Below are 18,920 nucleotides of genomic sequence, written 5' to 3' on the forward strand. Positions count from 1 at the left end.
TGTCACACCGCAAAAAGGGCGAGCACCGGGCCCAGCAGCACACTGCCGGCAGCCAGGCCCAGCAACAGCCGCGGCTGGTACGGCAGGGCGAAGACCCACACGGTGACCGCCGCCATCATCACCGCCGCCCACTCCACCAGGCCATGGGCCCAGCCACGCAGGTGCACACTGAACGCCAGCGACAGCACCAGCAACGACCAGCCCGCCACGCGCAACAGGCGCAGTTGGCCTGGGTGCGGCTTGCGCCCGAGCAGGCCGGTAAAATGTTTGTCCATGGCCAGGCACAAGGCAACGAAGCCTGCGTAGGCGAGCAATGCGTTCCCCAGCATCAGCGTGCCTGCGCCGCTTCGGCGCGCGGCTTGTCTGCCACCCGCGGCGCGCGTTTGGCCAGCGGCGCGGGGCTGCGCAGCATCTTGCCGGCCAGCCAGCCCAGGAACAGCCCGGTACCCAGCGCGGTCAGGTCCAGGCCTGCCATGGCCCAGTCACCTGCCGCCAGCGAATGGTTCAGGCCACGGTCGGTGGTCAGCCCATTGAGCAGTGGCAGCAAGGCGAAGGCCAATGCGCCCAGCGCCAGCTGCTCGCCCCAGGCCCGGCGCCCACTGCGCAGTACGGCGTGGGCCAGGGACAGGCCCCAGACGATGAAGAAGACATTCACCTCCCAATCGGCACGGCCGGCGGCAGCGGCCGGGATCAGCCGGTTGGCCCAGAAGAAGCCCGCCACTGCCAGCAGCAGGCCGCTCATGCTGGCGATATTGAGTACCTCGACCAGGCGCAGCTCGCCGGGCATGTGCGCGCGCTGGGCATGTTTGAGCTGGCGCTTGCCCAGCCACATCACCAGCCCTGTGCCAATCACCGCAGTACCGGCAATGCCAAAGCAGAAATACAACCAGCGCAGCCAGGGCCCGGCAAAGTTGCCCATGTGCAGGCCGGCAAAGCTGAAGGACGTCATCATGGCCCCGCTCTCCGGCTTGCCCTGGCTCAGCAGCGTGCCGCTGGCGCCATCGAACGTCCAGTTGGCGCTACGCCGGTAGGCCACATGGTCGGCCGCCGATTGGGTGAAGGTGACACGGGCATTGCGGTCGCCCGGGTTCTGCACCTGGATGTTGCCAATGCGTGCCTCGGGTTGCAGCGCCTGCACCTTGGCATACAGGCTGGGCAGCGCGACCAGCGGCGTGGCCACCTGGGCCGCCTTGGGTGCATCGTTGCGCCCGAACAGGTCATTGAAGTACTTGCCGGTGTCGTTGCCATAGCTGGCCATGATCCCCGCCGGCATCACCATGTACATGAACAGCACCAGGCTGCTGTAGCTGATCATCAGGTGGAACGGCAGCACCAGCACGCCGATCGCGTTGTGCCCATCCAGCCACGAGCGCTGGCCCTTGCCGGGGCGGAAGGTGAAGAACTCCTTGAAGAGCTTCTTGTGGGTAATGATGCCGGTGACCAGCCCCAGCAGCATGATGAAGGCGCAGAAGGTCGACAGCCAGCGGCCATAGGGGTACGGCATCTGCAGCTGGAAGTGGAAGCGGTAGAAGAACTCGCCGCCGCGGCTGTCGCGTGCCTCTACCGGTTGCCCGGTCTGGGTATCGAGGGTCTTGCTGACAAAGCCGCGCGGCCCGCCGTTGGGGTCGCGATAGCCCACGCTCAAGCCCGCTTCGCGGGCGTTGGGCAAGCGGATGAACCAGGTGCCCGAATGCCCGGCATTGTCCTGCAGGTAACGCTGTGCCAGGGCCAGGCTATGGGCCGGGTCCAGTGCATGGCTGCGCACTTCAGGCTGCGACCACTGGCTGATCTCTTCCTTGAAATACGACAGCGTGCCGGTAAGGAAAATGGCGAACAACAGCCAGCCGAAGATCAGGCCGGTCCAGGTATGCAGCCAGGCCATGGCCTGGCGGAAGCCGTCTTTCATGCGGTTTTCATCCAGTAGGCAATACCACTGATCACGCCAAGCAGCAGGCTTGGCGCCAGCACGCCCAGCCACGCGCGCCAGGCACTGCGGCAGGCGAAGCACCAGATGAACGCCAGCAGGTAGAAAACGAACGAGAGCATCAGGCCGATCAGCGTGGCGTCGACCTTGGGCAACGGTGCCACCACGGCGATGCAGACGCTGGCCGCAGACGCCAGCAAATAGCCGCCCAGCAGCGCAGCCAGGCTGCGTGAGGCCACGGCCAGGCGGTAGCTGAGCGGAAGGCCGGCGGTTTTGCGCGTCATGGCGAAGGTCCGGGCGGGTTCGGGGCTGCAATACTAATGATTTCAATTCTCATAAGCAAAGCTTCAACGACAAGCTGCCGGTGCGCGCAGATATGCAACAAGAAATTTATTTTCCGAAAGGGCTTGAATTCATCCCGCGGTTGCCTGACCTTAGAGTCAAGAGGCGCAGAATTTCCAACGGTCTCAAGGACCTGGCCGCGCCTCCATGCGAGCAAGCTGAATAAGGATTGAATCATGCAAATCCAGGTCAACAGCAGCAACCATTTCGAAGGCAACGCCCGGCTCGACCAGTGGGTCCGCAGTACACTGGAAAGCTCACTTGAACGTTACGAGGACGACCTCACCCGCATCGAGGTGCACCTGCGCGACGAAAATGGTGCCAAGCCCGGACCGCATGACAAACGCTGCCAGATGGAGGCTCGCCCCAAAGGCCACCAACCGATTTCCGTGACCCACACTGCCGCTTCGCTGGACCAGGCAGTGGATGGTGCCGCCACCAAGCTGAACCACGCGCTGGAGCACTTCTACGGCAAGCTGCGCAGCAAGCGCGGCGCCCTGGAGCTGAGTGACCCCGACGCCTGATCGCAACAACCGAAACGCCCGGCCAAGTGCCGGGCGTTTTCGTTCCCGCCCGGGTCAATTCAATTGACGACGCGCAGGCGTGATACGGGGAACAGGTTGTCCAGGGTTTCCAGCAAACGGGCCTGGTAGATCGGCTTGCGGAAGAAGTCCAGTACCTGCAATTGCACCAGTTCGCTGACGTCATCCAGATCGGCTTGTGCCGACATGACGATCACCGGCAAATGCAGGCGGGCAGTGTGCTCGCGCAGGCGCTTGATCAACCCGATGCCACTTTCGCCCGGCATGCGCACATCAGTGATCACCAAGGCTACGTCCGGGTGACAGGTCAGCTGGTGCAAGGCCGCCTTCACCGAGGTGGCGGTCAGGCAGGCGAAGCCTTCGTTTTCGAGCAGCTCCGCCAATTCCAGCAGAACGTCCTGCTCGTCATCCACCAGGAGGATCTGCTGACGCGCGCAAGCGTTCTGCATGCCGCTGGCTCCCTTCCAGATATCAAAGCGCATCTTTTATGGTGGTGAACGTTCCTTTGACAGCACTGGCTATTTCTGGAACGAAACCCGCCAGCACCACTGCAACCATGGTTGCGATGACGGCGTATTCGATACCGGATGCACCGTCCTTGCGATGCAGGAAATTCATGCAGTGCAGAATGAACAGTTTCATGCTTCAGCTCCTTGCGGCATGGCTGCCGGCGGCGGTGGTATCAAAATGACACCCATCTGCCATCAAAGAATTGCCAACCCGGTGCGAACTGCAAATGTATTAAAGGGTTATTCAGAAAGTATTAGCCCGCCTAGGTTAACCACCCGCCACTCGCTAACTCTTTGTTTTCACGCGACCTGCTCCGCACCCTGAAAAAAACTGCCCGGGCTCATGGCAAATGGCGATGGCTGCGCTAACTTGCTATAGCGAAATAGTGACTTTTCGCCATCATCCAACGCGTGCAGGGAGGCCGAGATGAGCAGCCGCTTGACCCTATTCCTGGCCGCGTTTTTCTTGCTGGCGGCGCTGTTGGCAGGCTACTGGGGCGTGGTGCTCAGCCGCCCGCCGGCCGTCCCTGTCGCCCCCGCGCCTACCGTTGCACCGCCGAGCGTGGCCACAGCGCCAGCGCCCAGCGCGCCAGTGGAAGCGCCGCGCACGGCGGTGGTCGTGCTGCGCAAGTCCGTGCCAGCCAATACCCCACTCACTGAAGACGATGTGCTGGTTGAGCGCCTGCAGGTCGCCCCCGCCGGTGCTTATCAACAGGTCGCCCAGGTGATCGGCCGCAGCAGCGCCCGGCCCCTGGCGGCAGGCACCTGGCTGGAAGAAGCCAGCTTTCAGGCCGGCGGGCCGCTGGCACGGATGATCCGCGCGCACGAGCGGGCGGTGGCACTGGGCGTGGATGAAGTGGTCGGTGCCGCTGGCCAACTGCGCCCGGGTGACTACGTTGACGTGCTGCTGTTCCTGCGCGAAGAGCCCAACAACCCGCAAGCCTCGGCCCAGGTGGTACTGCCGGCCCTGCGTGTGCTGAGCGTCGGCGAGCAAACGGGGTTGGCCAACGATGGCCGCCCGGCGCAGAGCCCCGAGGAGCAAAAGGCCCGCCGCGACCAGAGCGGGCTGGGCAACGGCGCGGGCACCCGCACGGTGGCAGTGGCCGTGCCCGAAGCCATGGCCAGCCGCTTGATGCTGGCCGCCCAGGCCGGCACCTTGCGCCTGGCAGTGCGCAGCGCCGATGAACAGCGCCTGGCGCGCTACTGGAGCGAGGCCGATGCGATACCTCAGGTGGAGGCCGCCAACCGCGCGCTCTACCGCTTCAGCCAGCTGGCCCAGGCGCCGGTGGCCAGTGTGGCGAGCCCGGCGCCCAGCCACGCCGCGCCCACCATGCACATCATCCGTGGCGCCACGGCTGAAGCAAACGCCAAGAACCCCTGAACCGGCAAGGATGCAGTGATGCGAAGTTCCTTCTTCAGACAAGCATGTTGGACCGGGCTGCTGGCCGCGCTGTTGCCCCAGGCGCAGGCGGCACCCAAAGGCTGCGAAGCGTTCGGCCAACTGCCTGCGATCATCGAGATCGACCAGGGCCTGCAGCAGGAGCTGCGCTTGCCGGTGGCGATCGAGCGGGTTGCGGTTGGCGAGCCGAAGGTGGCCGATGTCCAGGCCAGCGGTGAGCGCGGGGTGGTGATTACCGCGGTGGGCCAGGGCAATACCAGCCTGATGGTGTGGACAGCCTGCACGCCGTCACCGCACAAGGCGATGGTGTTCGTCCGCGGGCGGGCCAGCGCCGATATGGCCCAGGACAGCTTCCTGCCGTCGCAGGACACGCAACTGCCCAGCCAGGTGCAAGCCGATATCCGGTTTGTCGAAGTGCGCCGCAGCAAATACAAGGAGGCAGGGGCACGGCTGTTTTTCAAGGGGTCGAACAATAGCCTGATTGGCTCGCCTGGTACGGTGCCCAATTCGACCGTGTCTCCCGGATCAGTACCGGTTGCCGCGCCTCAGATCCCCCTTGGGGAAAACGTTTTCAACTTCGTGTGGGGTGGCGGCAGCAGCCGCTTCTTGGCCATGATCAACGCACTGGAAACCAGTGGCTTTGCATATACCCTCGCACGCCCGAGCCTCACCGTCCTAAGCGGCCAAACCGCAAGTTTCCTAGCGGGCGGTGAAATTCCGATCCCAGTGCCCAGTGCAGGCAGCGACAACGTATCCATTGAATACAAAGAATTTGGTATACGCCTTGCGCTGACTCCGACCATTGTCAATGAAGGCCGAATTACCCTCAAGGTTGCTCCCGAAGTCAGCGAGCTGGATTACACAAACGCAGTGACGATTGCAGGCACTGAAGTACCAGCGTTAACAGTCAGACGGACCGATACCAGTATCGCCTTGGCGGATGGAGAAAGCTTCATCATCAGCGGTTTGGTCAGCAAAAGCACGCTATCCAAGGTGAATAAACTGCCTGGCCTGGGCAATCTTCCCATACTCGGAGCTTTGTTCCGACAGTCCAACCTCACACGCGACGAAACCGAACTGCTGATGATCGTCACCCCGCACCTGGTGCAACCCTTGGCGGTCAATGCAAAGCTGCCGCCCTTGCCGGGCGAGCACCTGCGCAACTACGACCCCAGCTGGGGCCGCCTGTTCTTCCTGGAGAACGGAAACTTCGATGGCAAGGGCGGGCTGTCGCAATGAACGAGAGCCTGAACCCGACCTTCCTCGCCATCACCCGCACCGAAGAGGACCTGCACTGGCTGCAGGGCGCCTTGGCACCGCAAGGCCAGGTGATCGGCGCCAACGGTGGCAGCCTCGACGAGCTGCTGGCCCTGGTCAATGCCACCTTCAGCAACCTGATGTTCATCGGCCTGGACCGCGAGCAACTGATCAACCAGTGCGCCTTGATCGAGGGCGTGCTGGAGGCCAAGCCAATGCTGGCGATCGTCGCCCTCGGCGATGGCCTGGATAACCAGCTGGTGCTGCATGCCATGCGCGCTGGCGCCCGCGACTTCGTCGCCTATGGCTCGCGCGCCAGCGAAGTGGCCGGGCTGGTGCGGCGCCTGGGCAAACGCATGCCGGCGGTGGCCAGCAACCCCAGCCTGGGCGGGCTGACGGTGCTGTTCGGGGTGCAAAGCGGTGCCGACGGCGCATTGCTCACTACCCACCTTGCCCGTGTGGTGCAGCAGAGCGGCCAGCAAACCCTGCTGCTGGACCTGGGCCTGCCGCGTGGCGACAGCCTGGCACTGCTGGGCCTGGAGGCATCGTTCTACTTCGGTGACGCCCTGCGCCACCTGCGCCGCCTCGACACCACACTGATCGACAGCGCATTCACCCGCGACAACACGGGCCTGCGCCTGCTGACCTATGCCGAAACCGATGAGCCACTGCAACACACCAGCGCTGCCGAGTTGTACATGCTGCTCAGCGCCCTGCGCCAGCACTTCCAGCACATCGTCGTCAACCTCGCCGGGCATGCCGACAGCGAAGCCCTGCGCACGTTGGTCAGCCACTGCGACAAACTGATCATCTACACCGACCAGAACATTCTCGAGTGCCGGCGCAACCTGGAGGTGCTCGACCTGTGGCGTGATCATGGCATCAAGCTGGAACACGCCAGCCTGTTGGTGGACCGCTACCTGAGCAACGTGGCCCCCGACGCCGACACCTTGGCCAAGCGCTACGCGCTGCCTTTGCTCAGGGCCCTGCCCTACAGCCCTGAAGTGCGCCTGAACGTGAAAAACCAGGGCCTGAGCCTGTTCGAACTGGCCCCCCGTGAGCCGCTTACGCAAGCCTTGCGCAGCCTGGGCGAACGCCTGGCCCGGCGCTCGGAAAACCTCGCACCGCCGGCCGTCACCTGGCTGCGCCGGCTTTGGGGCAGCAAATGAACAACGATCAACCGTTTGGTGGCCCGCAACCGGCCGCGGGCGACCCCTACGCGCTCAAGCGAGCACTGCACCGCTTTGCCATCGATGCAATCGAGGACAGCGGCCGCAACCTGCTGGAGGGCGCACGGCCGGCGCTGACCCAGTTCGTGCTGGAGCAGGTTGGTGACTACGTTGCGCGCCTGCGCCTGGCGCTGTCGCGGTATGAAATGGAGCGGCTGGCCGAAGAGCTGGTGGACGAGTTGACCGGCTTCGGCCCGCTGGAAGTATTGCTGCGTGACCCCAGCGTCACCGAAATTCTGGTCAATGGCCCCCATCGGGTGTTCGTCGAGCGGGCCGGCCTGTTGCAGCAGACCGACCTGCGGTTCATCGACGCCCACCATGTAGAGCGGGTGATGCAACGCATCCTCGCCCCGCTCGGGCGACGCCTGGACGAGTCCTCGCCCATGGTCGACGCCCGCATGCCCGACGGCAGCCGGGTCAATGCGATCATTCCGCCCGTGGCGCTGGACGGCCCGTGCCTGTCGATCCGCAAATTCCGCCAGGACATGCTCAAGAGTGCCGACCTGCTGGCCACCCGCGCTATCGACCAGCCTATCTTCGACTTTTTTGAACGCGCCGTGGGCAAGCGCTGCAACATTCTGGTCAGCGGCGGCACCGGCACCGGCAAGACCACCCTGCTGAATATCCTCAGCCAGATGATCGCCCCTCGCGAGCGCCTGGTCACCATCGAAGACGTTGCCGAACTGCAACTGCACCACCCCCACGTGGTGCGCCTGGAAACCCGCCCGCCCAATGCCGAAGGGCACGGTGAGATCAAGGCCAGCGAGCTGATCCGCAACGCCCTGCGCATGCGCCCGGACCGCATTATCCTCGGCGAAATCCGCGGCAGCGAAGTGCTCGATGTGCTGACCGCGATGAACACGGGCCATGATGGCTCGATGAGTACCGTTCACGCCAACAGCGCAGCGGACGCACTCTTGCGCCTGGAGACACTGGTCGGCCTGAGTGGCCGGCAAGTTGCCGAAAAGACCTTGCGGCAAATGGTCTGTGCAGCGCTGGACGTGGTGATCCAGCTGACCCGCCTGCCCGATGGCCGACGCTGCGTCAGCGAAGTGCTGGAGGTGGTTGGCGTGCGCGATGAGGTGTATGTCACCAACACCTTGTTCCGCCTGGACCGCCGGGGCGGTGACAGCTTCCTGCGCGAGGCGCTCCACCCGGCCGGCAGCAAGCTCAAGGCAGAGGGCCTGCTGTGACCGGCCCGCTGCTGCTGGCGCTGTGCCCGCTGTTGCTGGGCCTGGCCCTGCTGCTGTTGCGCCGCGGCCTGTACAAGCGGCACGAAGAGCGCATCTTGCAACGCCTCGGGCGCGCGTTCAGCATTGTGCGCAATGGTACGGCACGGCGCAGCTGGCTCGACCCGCTGCTGCAACGTGCCGGCTTGACGACTGTCGAGCTGCACCCCCAGCGCTGGCTGCTGGCCTGGCTGGGGCTGGCGCTGTTGGCGCTGGTCGCGCTTGGCTGGGTCGCTGCGCTGATGCTGCTGACCGGTCTGCCGGCCATTGCCTACCTGCTCATCAGCTGGCAGAGCCGTCGGCACATGCGGCACGTGGTCGAGCAACTGCCCGGCCTGCTGGACTACAGCGTGCGCAGCCTCAAGGCCGGGCGCACGCTCAATGATGCGGTACTGGGCGCTATCGACAGCAGCCGCGAGCCATTGCGCACTACGCTGGCGAGGGTCCGGCGCAATGTGCAACTGGGCGTGCCGCTGGAGGACGCCATGACCGAACTGGCCGAGTTGCACCAGCAAGACGAATTGCGGCTGTTCGCCCTGGGCTTGCGCATCAACCAGCGCCATGGCGGCAACGCCAGCGAGCTGATGGAGAACCTCATCAAGCTGATCCGCGAGCGCGAGCAAGGGGCACGCCAGCTCAAGGCCATGACCGGCGAAACGCGCATCACGGCCATCATTCTCGGGGCGTTGCCACTGGCGATGGTCGGTTACTTCCTGCTGGCCAACCCCCACTACCTGCTGGCCATGTGGCGTGACAGCAGCGGCCAACTGATGCTGTTGCTGGCCTTCGCCTTGCAGGTACTCGGCTGCCTGGTGTTGTGGCGCATGATGAGGAGCTTGTGAACATGGCCATGCTGATCTGCGCCCTGTGCCTGCTGATCGCCGCCGGCCTGTTTGCCCGGCAGGCCATTCGCCAATGGCGGGCGCGGGTGCTGGTGGCGCGAAGGCTACAGGGGCGCCTGGCCCGTGCCGAGCGCCTGGAGGGCTGGCTGCACTGGCTGGGCAGTAGCCCCTGGGGGCAGCGGCTGCAGAAGTTCGACGGTGAAAGCCAGGCCCTGCTCGAGCGCATCGGCTGGCGTCGCAGCCGCCAGCGCGCGCTGTTCGCCGCCGTGCAACTGGGCCTGCCACTGCTGGCGGTGGTACTGACGCTGCTATTGCAGCAAGGCTTCAAAGGCGCTGCCGCCGCCCATTGGGTGGTCTGGCCATTGTGTGCCCTGGGCGCCGCTTACCTGCTGCCCAAGCGCCTGCTGGCCCTGGCTGCCGCCCGGCGCCAGCAGCGCATTGCCGCAGAGGTTGGCCTGATGATCCCCATGCTGCGAATCCTGTTCGAAACCGGGCTGACGGTCGAGCAGGCACTGCGCCTGCTGAGCCAGGAAGGGCAAACGCTGATCCCGAACATCAGCGAAGAACTGCGCCAGGTACTGCAGCGGGTGGATTCGGGGCTGGGGCTGGGCCCGGAGCTGGACAAGGCCGCACAGGTACTGGCGGTGGACGAATTCACCGACACCTGCGTGATCCTGCGCCAGTTGCTGGCCCAAGGCAGCGGCGCAATGAAGTCGTTGCTGGCCCTCAAAGCCTTGCTCGATGACCGCCGCCTGACCCGCCTGCAAGAACGGGTGTCGATGATGTCGGCAAAAATGTCGGCGGTAATGATGGTATTCCTGTTCCCGGCCCTGCTGATCGTGCTTGCCGGGCCAGGCTTCTCTGCATTGGCGCGGGCGTTGAGCCCCTGAGGAAAGCGGGATGAAGACAGTCGTATTGTGCGCATGCCTGGTGTTGCTGAGTGGCTGCGCCGGGCAACAGCCGCAGGGCCTGCGCTCGTTATTCACTGCCGCCGGTTGCAGCAAGCCGGACGCCGACCAGCAACTGGCCCTGAACCTGGCGGACGAGATGCTCAATGACGGCCGCCCGCATGCCAGCCTTGCGCACCTGCAGCAACTGCCGGATACCCTCGACCAAGTGCGCCTGCGCAAGGCCAAAGTGTCCCGGCTGCTTGGCCTTGGCGAGGCCGAACCCTTGTACCGCAGCCTGCTGGGCGGCTGCCTGGCTGCCGAAGGCGAGCATGGCCTGGGCCAACTGGCCGCGGCACGTGGCGACGACATCCAGGCCTTGCAGAACCTGCAGCGTGCTGTACGCCTGGCGCCTACCGATGAACGCGTACGCAATGACCTGGGCGTGGTCCTGATGAACCTGGGGCGCTATGAGCAGGCTCGCTTCGAGTTGCTGACGGCCATCGAGCTGAAAGACGACAACCCCCTGCCTGCAATCAATCTGGTGACCTTGGCGCTGCTCCAGGACAACTGGCAACAGGCGACCGACCTGGTCGACCGCTTGCAGCTTGAGCCCCGGCAGTTTGCCGCGGCCAAGGCGCGGGCCGGGCAGATCAAGGCCGGTGGCCGAGGCCCGGTCGCCTCGGCCCAGGCATCGCAGCCGATGGTCAATTGAAACTGGGAGGTGAACATGATCAGGTACGTGATGGTGCTGGCCTGCTGCATGGGTAGCGCGGCGCTGCACGCCGAGCAATACCCGCGCCCGAGCCCTCAGGACGAAACGGCCACCGAGCGGCTGCTGCGTGTGCAGTCCAGCGGCGCACAGGCCTCGCGCCACCTGCAGGTACAAACGGCGCGGGAACGCGACCAGTCCATGCAGCGCTGGCTGGATACCTACAAGTACGAGATCCCCGACTTCTACCGCTGGACCAAGATGACCGAGCGCAACAATTAGCGGGGCTTGCCGTGCCGTCAACGCTCAGCCTAGGCAGGCCAGTGAGACGGCAAAGCCTGCCAGCAGACAGGGCGCGAACGGCCTTTTTTGCCGCGGCTGTCGCGCACCTCGGCGGACCAGCTGCCAGGCCACCAGCACCACACCCGCAGCAATGAAAGTGACCAGCACATGGGCAACGCTGCTGGCCAGCGCCAACGCACCGAGCAGCTTGACGTCACCGGCCCCGAACTGCCCCAGCGCGTAGCCCGGCAGCGTGAGCAGCAGCACGATGAACAACGCCAGCGCCGCATCACTGCCCTGGGCACCGAGCCAACTGCGCCCTGTGGCCAGCAACCAGGCCAGCGCAAGGGTTGCGGCACCCAGCGTCAGTACATTGGCTATCTGCCGTTCGCGGGCATCCTGCCCGGCGCACAGCGCTAGCCACACCAGCAATGCAAGGCTGTGCATGGGCAATTGGCCATCCCTGTTCGTCGATCGGTTCTATGCTGTTGTTCAGGACACATGGTCAGGGTAGACGCAATCATGAAAGCAGGCCCGGCAAAACGGCAGCACGGTGCGGCAGCCATCGAGTTCGCCGCGGTGTTCATGATCTTCTTCGCCGTGTTCTACGGCCTTGTCAGCTATTCCCTGCCCATGCTCATGCTGCAATCGTTCAACCAGGCCAGCGCCGAGGCGGTGCGCCGGTGCGTGGCGCTGGACCCGGACAGCCCCAGCTACACCAACGATGTGCAGAACCTGGCCCGCCAGGTCATCAGCCAGCAGTTGCAGTGGCTGCCTGCTGCCTTCGACTTCCAGCCGGCCAGCGACGCACAGGTTACCTTGGGCACCGACAAGCTGCTGACGGTAGCCATCGATTATCCCAAGGCAAAACTCACCCATGTGCTGCCCATGCTGGTGCTGCCGTTGATTGGCGAGGTACCGCGCCTACCCGACCGGCTGCGTGCCGAAGCGAGCCTGCAACTGTGAACGGCCTGTTCGAACGCTGGCTCGGCGGCCAGGCCCCGCTGCCGGCAGAACAGCACCCTCCAGCCACCGGGTTGCAATTGTGGCTGGATGATCAAGGCCACGTGCTGCGCCTGGCCGGGCCGCTGCGCACGCTGCTGCCGGCAAGCCCGCACCACGCCGCGCGGGTGCATGACTACCTGCAACGGCATAGCTGGCTGGTACTCGAAGGCGCCCCGGCGGACTGGCAGGGGCAGCCGCTGGACCTGGACTTCGTGACCGTGCATGGCACTGCCCTGCACACGCGCGGCTGGCTCCTGCGCCAGGCTGTCGGGTGGCTGCTGCAGGTGTTCGATATCGGCGACCTGCTGGGTGAGCGCGAAAAACACGCCCATGACCTGGCGCAGCACCACCTGGCCTTGGCGCTTGGCCGCGCCATGCGTGACTGCGACGAACAGCACCTGCTGCCGACCACAACCGCTCAACTCCAACACTTGGCCGAGTACTGGCAGGCGGGGGCCCTGCGCCTGCTGCTGCCAGGTGACAGCGGCTGGTACAGCTACGCCAGCAGCGATGCCGTTTGGCCCTGGGCAGACGACGAGCGCCTGCGTGCCTGGCTGCATACGTTGCCAGCCGCCGCTCGGCAGCTGACGGCCGAGCACCCGCTGCTGCAGTCGTCGGCTGCCGGCCTGCCGCTGGTCGCCCTGCCCTACCAGCACGGCCACTGTGTTCAGGCCTGGTTACTGTGTGCTGGGGCACCAAGGCCACCCACACCCCAAGCGCAGGCTACCCTGCTGCCCGCGCTGGTCGAACCGCTGCTCAGCCGCCTGCGCCAGCAGCAGCTGCAGCAGCGCGCCTGCCACCTGGATGAACTGCAGCAGCAACTGGGCGCTGGCTGGTGGTCATGGCCCTTGCAGGGGCCGCTGGCATTCGACCCGGCCCTGGCATCACGCCTGGGCCTGCCGCGGGATGCCAGCTGCGAACAATGGTTCGGCCGTTTGCACCCGGCCGACCGCGAAGCTGCACGCATGGCGCTGGCGCAACTGCGCGACGGCATCGCCTTGAACCTGAACCTGCGCCTGTTGCCCGCCGACGACCTGGCGGGCCCACGCTGGCTGCAGTGGGTCGGCCAGCTGCGGGGGCGCCAGGTTCAGGGCTTCGTGCTCGATATCAGCGCCTTGAAAGCCCAGGAGCTACAGGCCGGGGCGGCCCGCGCCCGGCTGGAAAACCTGATCGCCAGCTCGCCAGCGGTGATCTACATCCAGCGCTACGCCGACGGGGCGCTGCACAGTGTTTTTTTCAGCGCCAGCCTGACCCCGCTACTGGGCTGGCCCAAAGACGGCGAATTGGCCCAGCAGCCCGGCCAGGCGGTGCACCCGGACGACCGCACGCTATGGCTGGAACGTACGCGCACGCTACTGCGCGACGGCCAGGTTCGCAGCCGCTACCGCTTGCGTGATGAGCGCGGCGGCTATCACTGGATACTGGACGAGGCCCGCCTGCTACGTGACGACCTGGGGCAACCGGTCGAGGTCGTGGGCCTGTGGCTGGATGTCAGCGAGGCCACCGAGGCTGCCGAACGCGTGCGCCAGAGCGAAGAGCGCTACCGGGCGCTGGTGGAAGACTCGCCCGCGCTGATCTGCCGGTACACGCCTGCGCTGCAATTGCTGTTCGGCAATCGGCCGCTGGCCGAGCTGCTGGAGTGCCCGCCACAGCAGCTCGGCGCAATGAACCTGGGCCAGTGGATGAGCGACAGTCAACGCACGGCGTTCGTGCAGCGCCTCGCCACGCTGAGCCCGCAGCAGCCGTTGAGCAGTGCCGAGGTCTGCCTGCAATTACCGGGGCGCCGCAACGCCTGGTGGGTGTGGGCCGAGCGTGGCCTGTTCGATGAGCACGGGCAACTGGTGGAGATCCAGGCAGTTGCCCGCGACAACACGGCAGTGCGCCATAGCCAGCAGCAACTGCTGCAAGCAGCCAAGATGGCCACCTTGGGCGAACTGGCAACGGGGCTGGTGCATGAAATCAACCAGCCGTTGACCACCATGCGCCTGGCGGTGGTCAACGGGCTGAAACGCCTGGAAAGCGGTGCCGCCGATGTTCCGTACCTCACAGGCAAGCTGCAGCGCATCGACAACCAGCTGGAGCGCGCCATTCGCCTGGTCGAGCATTTGCGCACCCATGGGCGGCGGTCCGAGGTGGAACAGCAGGTGTTCGCCGCCTGGGTGGCGGTGCTCGGTGCGCAGGGGCTGCTGGCCGAGGGTTTGTGCGGCAAAGGCGTGACGCTGGCCATCGAGGAGCCCGAGCAGTGCCCGCACGTGCTTGGCCATCAGGACCAGCTCGAGCAGGTGCTGATCAACCTGGTGGTCAATGCGCGGGACGCCTTGCTGGAACGGCGCGTTACCCACCCAAACATCCGCGTAGGCCAACGCATCGAGCACGGGCAGTTGTGCCTGCTGGTGGAAGATAACGCCGGCGGTATCGACCCGCGCCTGCTCGAGCGCATTTTCGAGCCGTTCTTCACCACCAAGCCAGCAGGGGTCGGCACCGGGCTCGGTTTGTCGGTGAGCCACGGCATCGTCGATGCCATGGGCGGCAGGCTGGCGGTGCACAACCGCAACGAAGGCGCCTGCTTCGAAGTGTGGTTGCCGATCTACAAGGCCAACTGAGCGCGGTTGGCACAGGTGAGGTTGGCGCCGACCTCGGCGTTGACCAGGTCGATGCCAAGGGCCTTGAGCAGCACGTTGAGCAAAGGGTCGAGCAACGGGCTGAGGAGGTTCCTGATCAAGGGCTCGACGATACCTTTGACCGTGCCGAGCACGTTGCCAACCAGCACCAGCACATCGCCGAGGCCGCTGTTCACGGTGGGTTTGTAGGCTTCCAGCTGTATGCCCTGCAAGGTCTCGGCCAGGCTGCCGACGACCGTGCTGTTGGCGGTTTGCATGCTCTGGTAGGCAGGGCTGAGGCCGATGTTGGGCAGCACGCTGTCGGGCGCCTGGAACACCAGTGGGCGCTCGACGGCCCCGCTGCCCAAAACCTTGCTGTTGACGCGCACGCCCAGCCCGCCAGCGGCAAAAGGAACACGCGCCTGGCACGTGCCAATGCCCAGCAACCGGGTACACCGCTTGGTACCGATGTCCACCAATGGCAATGCTTTGACCACCGTGGTGCCGCTCATGAAGAACGCATTGCTGGACTCGAAACGCCCCACCGCAACCTTGGCCGCCGAGCTTTGCGCTTGCGTGACAAGGCGCTTGGGTGAACAACTGAAGGTGCCTGGGGCCTGCGGGTCGAGGCGCGTGGTCGCTTCCGCCACCTCAAGGCCGATATCCAGCGACAGCTTGTCCGGGACCAGGATGATATCGGTGACAGTGCACGGCACGCCGACCAGACACAGTACCGATTGCAAGGTACTGGCGAGGTTCAGGCTCAGCAGGTTGTTGAGCACATTGGTGATCGGCCCGACCAGGTCGAGTACCGCGTTGAGCAAGCCGAACACCGAGTCGAGCAGCGGCAGGTCGAGCGAAATCATCGCCCGCACCTGCGCGGTATGTACCCGCAATTCATCGGTGCGCGGGTCACCCACCGCAGAAATCTGCTGCGGCTCGATCACTTTCAGGCGGACCCGGCCATTGACCAGCCCCAGCACGCTGACCGGCAAGTCCACCGTTGCCGCACTTTCACTGACCGCCAGCTGGATAACGCCCTGCACCAGTTGCAGCAACTGGATACTGGCATCCAGCCCGGCCTGCGTGGTGCCGTTCTGTATGTCGAGCAAATCGCCCAGCTGCAGCAAGGTGCTGTTGCTGGCGCCCAGTGCCAGCTTGCCCAGGTTGGTCACCACGTTGGCGGCCGCGCCGCTCTGCTGCAGTACCTTCACCGCCGCCTGCAGCAGTTGCGTAGCGGTAGCATCGGCGCTGAGCAGTTGCCGGTAGTCACCGGCCTTGAGGTTGAGGTCGATGGCCAGTTGGTCCAGGTAGCGCAGCACGTTGAGCTGGGTGCTGGCAATGCCTTGCCAGCCGGCCACATCAAGCTGCACGTTACCGCCCAAGGCACCAAGCAGGGCATTGAGCAACACCGACTGTCGCGAATCGACGGTGGCCAGGGTGGTTCGGATACTCAGCATGGCCTGCGGTGGAACAGGCGACGAAGCCACCGCATGGGCGTGCAAGGTGGTGGTCAGCGGCACCCCTGTGCCCTGTGCCAGGCTATACACCCCCGCCGCGACGCTGGTGGGGACTGTGTTGCTCACGTCCACCCGAATCGCCTCGGTGCGGTTGTTGTCCGTGGTGAACGTGCGCAGGCTGTTGGCGCCGGTCTGCAAGTAGCCGCAGCTGGCCGCCAGCGGGTTGCCGGGCGCATGGCCGTTGCGGGTGGCCGCCGCCCGGGCAACCACCGTGGCCTGCGGCCCGCTGCCGGTGCAAACGGCATACTGGCCGGCCGCCTCCAGCGCGGCCATGTCGGCAATGCGTTGCAGCTTGCGCTGCTCCAGGTACAACCGGCCGCTGTCGATCACCAGCAGCATGAACAACAGCGCCAGGCCCAGCGTAACCACGGCCATGAGGCCGATTGCGCCACGCTGGCGGGCAGCGAATGAGGGAAGCACGGGCACTCCTTTGCCGGCCATTGGCCATGCGTCGCGGCTGCGATGCAAGGAGTGTAGATGCGCTAATGGCCAATTGCCCTACTTGAACGAACCGGGTGCGGGCCGGTCAATTTCTGCAGTCCACCTTTGCAGGCTTCTGGCATGAACAATCCATTCGAGCAGATCAGCGCCGCTTTCGCCCCCGAATACCGGGTCAACCTGAGCATTGCCAACCTTGACGGCAGCATCATGCTGACCCTTTCCGATGACGCAGGCGTGGTTGCCAAGCGCCTGATCACCCGAGCCCAGCGCAACGACCCGGTGCGCCTGCAGCGGGTGATCGACAGCATACGCCTGGGCCTGGCGATCGAGCTGGGCCAGAACCCCTTGCAGGTGCTGGCTGCGCTGACTCGCGACGCCCGTCACGAGCCCCGTGCGTTCCTGGCCCATTGAGGGTTAGTTGCGCTGCTACCGGTGCTAGGCACTTGCGATAGCTTGTCTGCTGGCAAGGTCTCGGCAAGCTGGCAGGCCTTGCGACTCATGGCGTCATACCGAAGCAGCTGGTGAGCTTGCTCAGGGGGCGGTAGACCTCGCGGTGGAGGTCGTCGCGCTCCATGTCGCTGATCACCTGACCGTCCAGGTTCAACTGGTGCAGGCGACCGCTGCCGTAGTACAGGTGGTTGACCTTGCGGCCATCTGGCAGCGTCAGCGTGGTCAGGTTGCTGAGCGGATCGTACTCGTAGGCTAGCGTCCCATCGGGGGTGATTTCTTTCGTTATCCGGCCGAGCAGATCGTAGGTGTACTCAAGCTTTTCTTCCGTTATCCCAAGCTGCTTGCCGATCTCGGTTGGTTGCCGCTCGATGCTCAGCAAGCGGTCACCGTCGTCGTAGACGAAGTCTTGCCGCGCATCGCTATTGAGCTTGGCAACCAAACGGCCAATGGCATCACGCTCGAACAGCGTGTGCCGCTCTGGCCGTTCGGCATGCTCGCCATAGCCAATCTCATCCAGTCGCGTCAGATGGCCACCGACGTTGTAGCTGAAGCGCCGGGTCAGGTTATCTACCCGCACCTCTTCAATCAGCCGGTCCGAAGCGTCCGCCGGTGGCGCTGATGTCGGTCAGCGTGCCATCGGGTGTGCGGGTGAAGTGCAGGAAGGGGCCGAGGACGTTCTCGATGCGTTGCAACTGTACTTTAGTGTTGGTGTTTGGCACTTCGCCAAAGTAGAAGAACAGGTTGTCGAGGGATGTAGTGGCCGCCCTCGGTGCACACCAGATACACCTGCTCGTGGGTTGTATCTACCCGGTCATTACCAACTCAAGATTAACGGCTCAGGCGCTTTAATTGATAAAGTACAACATAACTACTGGGCAAAGCTGACGTCTTCCGTCAGCCGCCTACATTTCCTCTGCCAAAGAGCGCTTTCTTCAAACTAACAGACGTCTCGCCACCTCACCAAACCTTCCATCAAACCCTAAGCACCTAGCCTTATCGAATCTGTTAAAGCATTCCTAAATTTATTAGATGGCGAGAAAGCCAAACAAATCCCCCCATCCTCGACCTTGTAGCCCATATAATAACTTCCTGCTTCGAGACTGATAAACTCACCTTGTACTGCATCCGAACCGTCAGGCTCTAGCCCCCCTCCAGATGTGTCTTCTCCGGCGCCTATGAAAACTTGACCAGAAGGAACCTTCAAATAAACGCCACCACTTGGAGCAACCAAATTATCTACAATTTTTACTTGATACCGCCCATCCGCACCCAAATTCAAAAAAGCAATATTACCCTCGTTCATTTCAGAAATTTCATCACTTTGAATACTCCACCAATCAAATGTATCACTCGTTCGATGGCGTATTGCTTGCAAATCAAACACCGCCAGGGTCGCAGTATCTGTAACAACATCAAACTCGATAGCCATGCTTTACTCCCATATTATCTCGCTAATCATATCACCGGGCTTTAACCCAGCACGCCTACCAGCACCTTTCAGGGAGCTACCCACACTTTTATTGATTGTCTCATTAAGCATTTGCAAGCGTTGGCTAGCAGCCCCACCAACAATCAAATCAACAGGATGATCGGCATTGAACCTTGAAAGATCAGGTGCTTCCCCGAACATTCTTTCGTAACGCTCGGTGACTGCTTTTCGATACGACGCTTGAAGCGAAGAAATTCGGATATCATGCGTTCCAGGTGACCAAACCAGCTCACCTCGCTTAGCAGCCCGGTTGAGTGCATT

At 63.9% G+C, this 18,920-nt stretch carries 20 protein-coding genes and 1 pseudogene; 12 read left to right on the forward strand and 9 right to left on the reverse strand.

Features of this window, described 5'->3' with window-relative positions:
- Positions 1–2: 2 nt before the first annotated feature.
- From L1P09_RS21000 to L1P09_RS21010, 3 genes are read right to left on the reverse strand one after another with little or no spacing between them, the layout of a single operon-like run.
- Positions 3–329 (reverse strand): DUF3325 domain-containing protein, encoded by a 327-nt coding sequence (locus L1P09_RS21000; protein ID WP_054905409.1) that lies wholly within the window; start codon positions 327–329, stop codon positions 3–5.
- Positions 329–1,906 (reverse strand): PepSY-associated TM helix domain-containing protein, encoded by a 1,578-nt coding sequence (locus L1P09_RS21005; RefSeq protein ID WP_235768065.1) that lies wholly within the window; start codon positions 1,904–1,906, stop codon positions 329–331. Before L1P09_RS21005 ends, L1P09_RS21000 begins: the two co-directional genes overlap by 1 nt.
- Positions 1,903–2,208 (reverse strand): DUF3649 domain-containing protein, encoded by a 306-nt coding sequence (locus L1P09_RS21010; RefSeq protein ID WP_054905411.1) that lies wholly within the window; start codon positions 2,206–2,208, stop codon positions 1,903–1,905. Before L1P09_RS21010 ends, L1P09_RS21005 begins: the two co-directional genes overlap by 4 nt.
- Positions 2,209–2,442: 234 nt before the next feature.
- Here L1P09_RS21010 and L1P09_RS21015 point away from each other — a divergent pair, with 234 nt between their 5' ends.
- Positions 2,443–2,790, forward strand: coding sequence for an HPF/RaiA family ribosome-associated protein (locus L1P09_RS21015; protein WP_009685023.1), 348 nt, complete (start codon positions 2,443–2,445; stop codon positions 2,788–2,790).
- Positions 2,791–2,849: 59 nt separating this feature from the next.
- Here L1P09_RS21015 and L1P09_RS21020 read toward each other — a convergent pair whose 3' ends face one another.
- Together L1P09_RS21020 and L1P09_RS21025 are read right to left on the reverse strand one after the other, a co-directional pair.
- Entirely contained in the window at positions 2,850–3,257 is a 408-nt protein-coding gene (locus tag L1P09_RS21020) for a response regulator (protein ID WP_054905432.1), read from the reverse strand.
- A 22-nt stretch (positions 3,258–3,279) separates the two neighbouring features.
- Positions 3,280–3,450, reverse strand: a complete 171-nt coding sequence (locus L1P09_RS21025; protein WP_054905413.1) for a Flp family type IVb pilin — start codon at positions 3,448–3,450, stop codon at positions 3,280–3,282.
- 294 nt (positions 3,451–3,744) lie between these two features.
- Here L1P09_RS21025 and cpaB point away from each other — a divergent pair, with 294 nt between their 5' ends.
- The 8 genes from cpaB to L1P09_RS21065 are packed head-to-tail and all read left to right on the forward strand — an operon-like array spanning position 3,745 to position 11,154.
- Positions 3,745–4,698, forward strand: coding sequence for a Flp pilus assembly protein CpaB (cpaB, locus tag L1P09_RS21030; protein WP_235768066.1), 954 nt, complete (start codon positions 3,745–3,747; stop codon positions 4,696–4,698).
- 18 nt (positions 4,699–4,716) lie between these two features.
- Positions 4,717–5,955, forward strand: a complete 1,239-nt coding sequence (locus L1P09_RS21035) for a type II and III secretion system protein family protein (protein ID WP_054905415.1) — start codon at positions 4,717–4,719, stop codon at positions 5,953–5,955.
- Positions 5,952–7,142 carry a pilus assembly protein gene (locus L1P09_RS21040; protein ID WP_054905416.1) on the forward strand — a complete coding sequence of 397 codons (1,191 nt, stop codon included), beginning with the start codon at positions 5,952–5,954 and terminating at the stop codon, positions 7,140–7,142. Before L1P09_RS21035 ends, L1P09_RS21040 begins: the two co-directional genes overlap by 4 nt.
- Positions 7,139–8,395, forward strand: coding sequence for a CpaF family protein (locus L1P09_RS21045; protein ID WP_029885794.1), 1,257 nt, complete (start codon positions 7,139–7,141; stop codon positions 8,393–8,395). The genes L1P09_RS21040 and L1P09_RS21045 overlap by 4 nt, the downstream gene beginning before the upstream one ends.
- The gene (locus tag L1P09_RS21050) at positions 8,392–9,273 is read left to right on the forward strand and encodes a type II secretion system F family protein (protein WP_009685015.1); all 882 of its coding nucleotides are present in this window, start codon (positions 8,392–8,394) and stop codon (positions 9,271–9,273) included. Before L1P09_RS21045 ends, L1P09_RS21050 begins: the two co-directional genes overlap by 4 nt.
- Positions 9,274–9,275: 2 nt before the next feature.
- The gene (locus L1P09_RS21055; protein WP_235768067.1) at positions 9,276–10,163 is read left to right on the forward strand and encodes a type II secretion system F family protein; all 888 of its coding nucleotides are present in this window, start codon (positions 9,276–9,278) and stop codon (positions 10,161–10,163) included.
- Positions 10,164–10,173: 10 nt separating this feature from the next.
- Positions 10,174–10,875 (forward strand): tetratricopeptide repeat protein, encoded by a 702-nt coding sequence (locus tag L1P09_RS21060; RefSeq protein WP_054905419.1) that lies wholly within the window; start codon positions 10,174–10,176, stop codon positions 10,873–10,875.
- Positions 10,876–10,890: 15 nt separating this feature from the next.
- On the forward strand, positions 10,891–11,154 hold the full coding sequence (locus tag L1P09_RS21065; RefSeq protein WP_182390383.1) for a DUF3613 domain-containing protein: 264 nt from the start codon (positions 10,891–10,893) through the stop codon (positions 11,152–11,154).
- A 24-nt stretch (positions 11,155–11,178) separates the two neighbouring features.
- Here L1P09_RS21065 and L1P09_RS21070 read toward each other — a convergent pair whose 3' ends face one another.
- Positions 11,179–11,601, reverse strand: a complete 423-nt coding sequence (locus L1P09_RS21070; RefSeq protein ID WP_054913938.1) for a prepilin peptidase — start codon at positions 11,599–11,601, stop codon at positions 11,179–11,181.
- Between the two features lie 75 nt (positions 11,602–11,676).
- Between L1P09_RS21070 and L1P09_RS21075 the strand changes: the two genes are divergently transcribed.
- Complete coding sequence (locus L1P09_RS21075) at positions 11,677–12,120, forward strand: TadE/TadG family type IV pilus assembly protein (RefSeq protein WP_033690841.1); 444 nt, start codon at positions 11,677–11,679, stop codon at positions 12,118–12,120.
- Positions 12,117–14,762 (forward strand): PAS domain-containing sensor histidine kinase, encoded by a 2,646-nt coding sequence (locus L1P09_RS21080; RefSeq protein ID WP_235768068.1) that lies wholly within the window; start codon positions 12,117–12,119, stop codon positions 14,760–14,762. Before L1P09_RS21075 ends, L1P09_RS21080 begins: the two co-directional genes overlap by 4 nt.
- Here the strand turns inward: L1P09_RS21080 and L1P09_RS21085 are convergent.
- Positions 14,747–16,699: a pilus assembly protein TadG-related protein gene (locus L1P09_RS21085; RefSeq protein ID WP_235768069.1), complete on the reverse strand. Its 1,953-nt coding sequence runs from the start codon at positions 16,697–16,699 to the stop codon at positions 14,747–14,749. The two genes, L1P09_RS21080 and L1P09_RS21085, sit on opposite strands and share 16 nt — an antisense overlap.
- Positions 16,700–16,840: 141 nt before the next feature.
- Between L1P09_RS21085 and L1P09_RS21090 the strand changes: the two genes are divergently transcribed.
- Positions 16,841–17,131 (forward strand): DUF3509 domain-containing protein, encoded by a 291-nt coding sequence (locus L1P09_RS21090; protein WP_054905422.1) that lies wholly within the window; start codon positions 16,841–16,843, stop codon positions 17,129–17,131.
- Positions 17,132–17,148: 17 nt separating this feature from the next.
- On the opposite strand, the pseudogene L1P09_RS21095 reads toward L1P09_RS21090, so the two are convergent.
- Positions 17,149–17,774 (reverse strand): annotated as a pseudogene (locus L1P09_RS21095) (RHS repeat domain-containing protein); the annotation flags it as partial.
- Between the two features lie 375 nt (positions 17,775–18,149).
- Positions 18,150–18,599, reverse strand: coding sequence for a DUF6386 family protein (locus tag L1P09_RS21100; RefSeq protein ID WP_235768070.1), 450 nt, complete (start codon positions 18,597–18,599; stop codon positions 18,150–18,152).
- Positions 18,600–18,920: the final 321 nt, after the last annotated feature.

The sequence above is a fragment of the Pseudomonas juntendi genome (assembly GCF_021560075.1).
GTDB lineage: Bacteria > Pseudomonadota > Gammaproteobacteria > Pseudomonadales > Pseudomonadaceae > Aquipseudomonas > Aquipseudomonas juntendi.

Excerpts from the sequence above, each read along its gene's own strand:
- L1P09_RS21000 (WP_054905409.1), bottom strand. The coding sequence starts at position 329 with ATGCTGGGGAACGCATTGCTCGCCTACGCAGGCTTCGTTGCCTTGTGC.
- L1P09_RS21005 (WP_235768065.1), bottom strand. The coding sequence starts at position 1,906 with ATGAAAGACGGCTTCCGCCAGGCCATGGCCTGGCTGCATACCTGGACC.
- L1P09_RS21010 (WP_054905411.1), bottom strand. The coding sequence starts at position 2,208 with ATGACGCGCAAAACCGCCGGCCTTCCGCTCAGCTACCGCCTGGCCGTG.
- L1P09_RS21015 (WP_009685023.1), top strand. The coding sequence starts at position 2,443 with ATGCAAATCCAGGTCAACAGCAGCAACCATTTCGAAGGCAACGCCCGG.
- L1P09_RS21020 (WP_054905432.1), bottom strand. The coding sequence starts at position 3,257 with ATGCAGAACGCTTGCGCGCGTCAGCAGATCCTCCTGGTGGATGACGAG.
- L1P09_RS21025 (WP_054905413.1), bottom strand. The coding sequence starts at position 3,450 with ATGAAACTGTTCATTCTGCACTGCATGAATTTCCTGCATCGCAAGGAC.
- cpaB (WP_235768066.1), top strand. The coding sequence starts at position 3,745 with ATGAGCAGCCGCTTGACCCTATTCCTGGCCGCGTTTTTCTTGCTGGCG.
- L1P09_RS21035 (WP_054905415.1), top strand. The coding sequence starts at position 4,717 with ATGCGAAGTTCCTTCTTCAGACAAGCATGTTGGACCGGGCTGCTGGCC.
- L1P09_RS21040 (WP_054905416.1), top strand. The coding sequence starts at position 5,952 with ATGAACGAGAGCCTGAACCCGACCTTCCTCGCCATCACCCGCACCGAA.
- L1P09_RS21045 (WP_029885794.1), top strand. The coding sequence starts at position 7,139 with ATGAACAACGATCAACCGTTTGGTGGCCCGCAACCGGCCGCGGGCGAC.
- L1P09_RS21055 (WP_235768067.1), top strand. The coding sequence starts at position 9,276 with ATGGCCATGCTGATCTGCGCCCTGTGCCTGCTGATCGCCGCCGGCCTG.
- L1P09_RS21060 (WP_054905419.1), top strand. The coding sequence starts at position 10,174 with ATGAAGACAGTCGTATTGTGCGCATGCCTGGTGTTGCTGAGTGGCTGC.
- L1P09_RS21065 (WP_182390383.1), top strand. The coding sequence starts at position 10,891 with ATGATCAGGTACGTGATGGTGCTGGCCTGCTGCATGGGTAGCGCGGCG.
- L1P09_RS21070 (WP_054913938.1), bottom strand. The coding sequence starts at position 11,601 with ATGCACAGCCTTGCATTGCTGGTGTGGCTAGCGCTGTGCGCCGGGCAG.
- L1P09_RS21075 (WP_033690841.1), top strand. The coding sequence starts at position 11,677 with ATGAAAGCAGGCCCGGCAAAACGGCAGCACGGTGCGGCAGCCATCGAG.
- L1P09_RS21090 (WP_054905422.1), top strand. The coding sequence starts at position 16,841 with ATGAACAATCCATTCGAGCAGATCAGCGCCGCTTTCGCCCCCGAATAC.
- L1P09_RS21100 (WP_235768070.1), bottom strand. The coding sequence starts at position 18,599 with ATGGCTATCGAGTTTGATGTTGTTACAGATACTGCGACCCTGGCGGTG.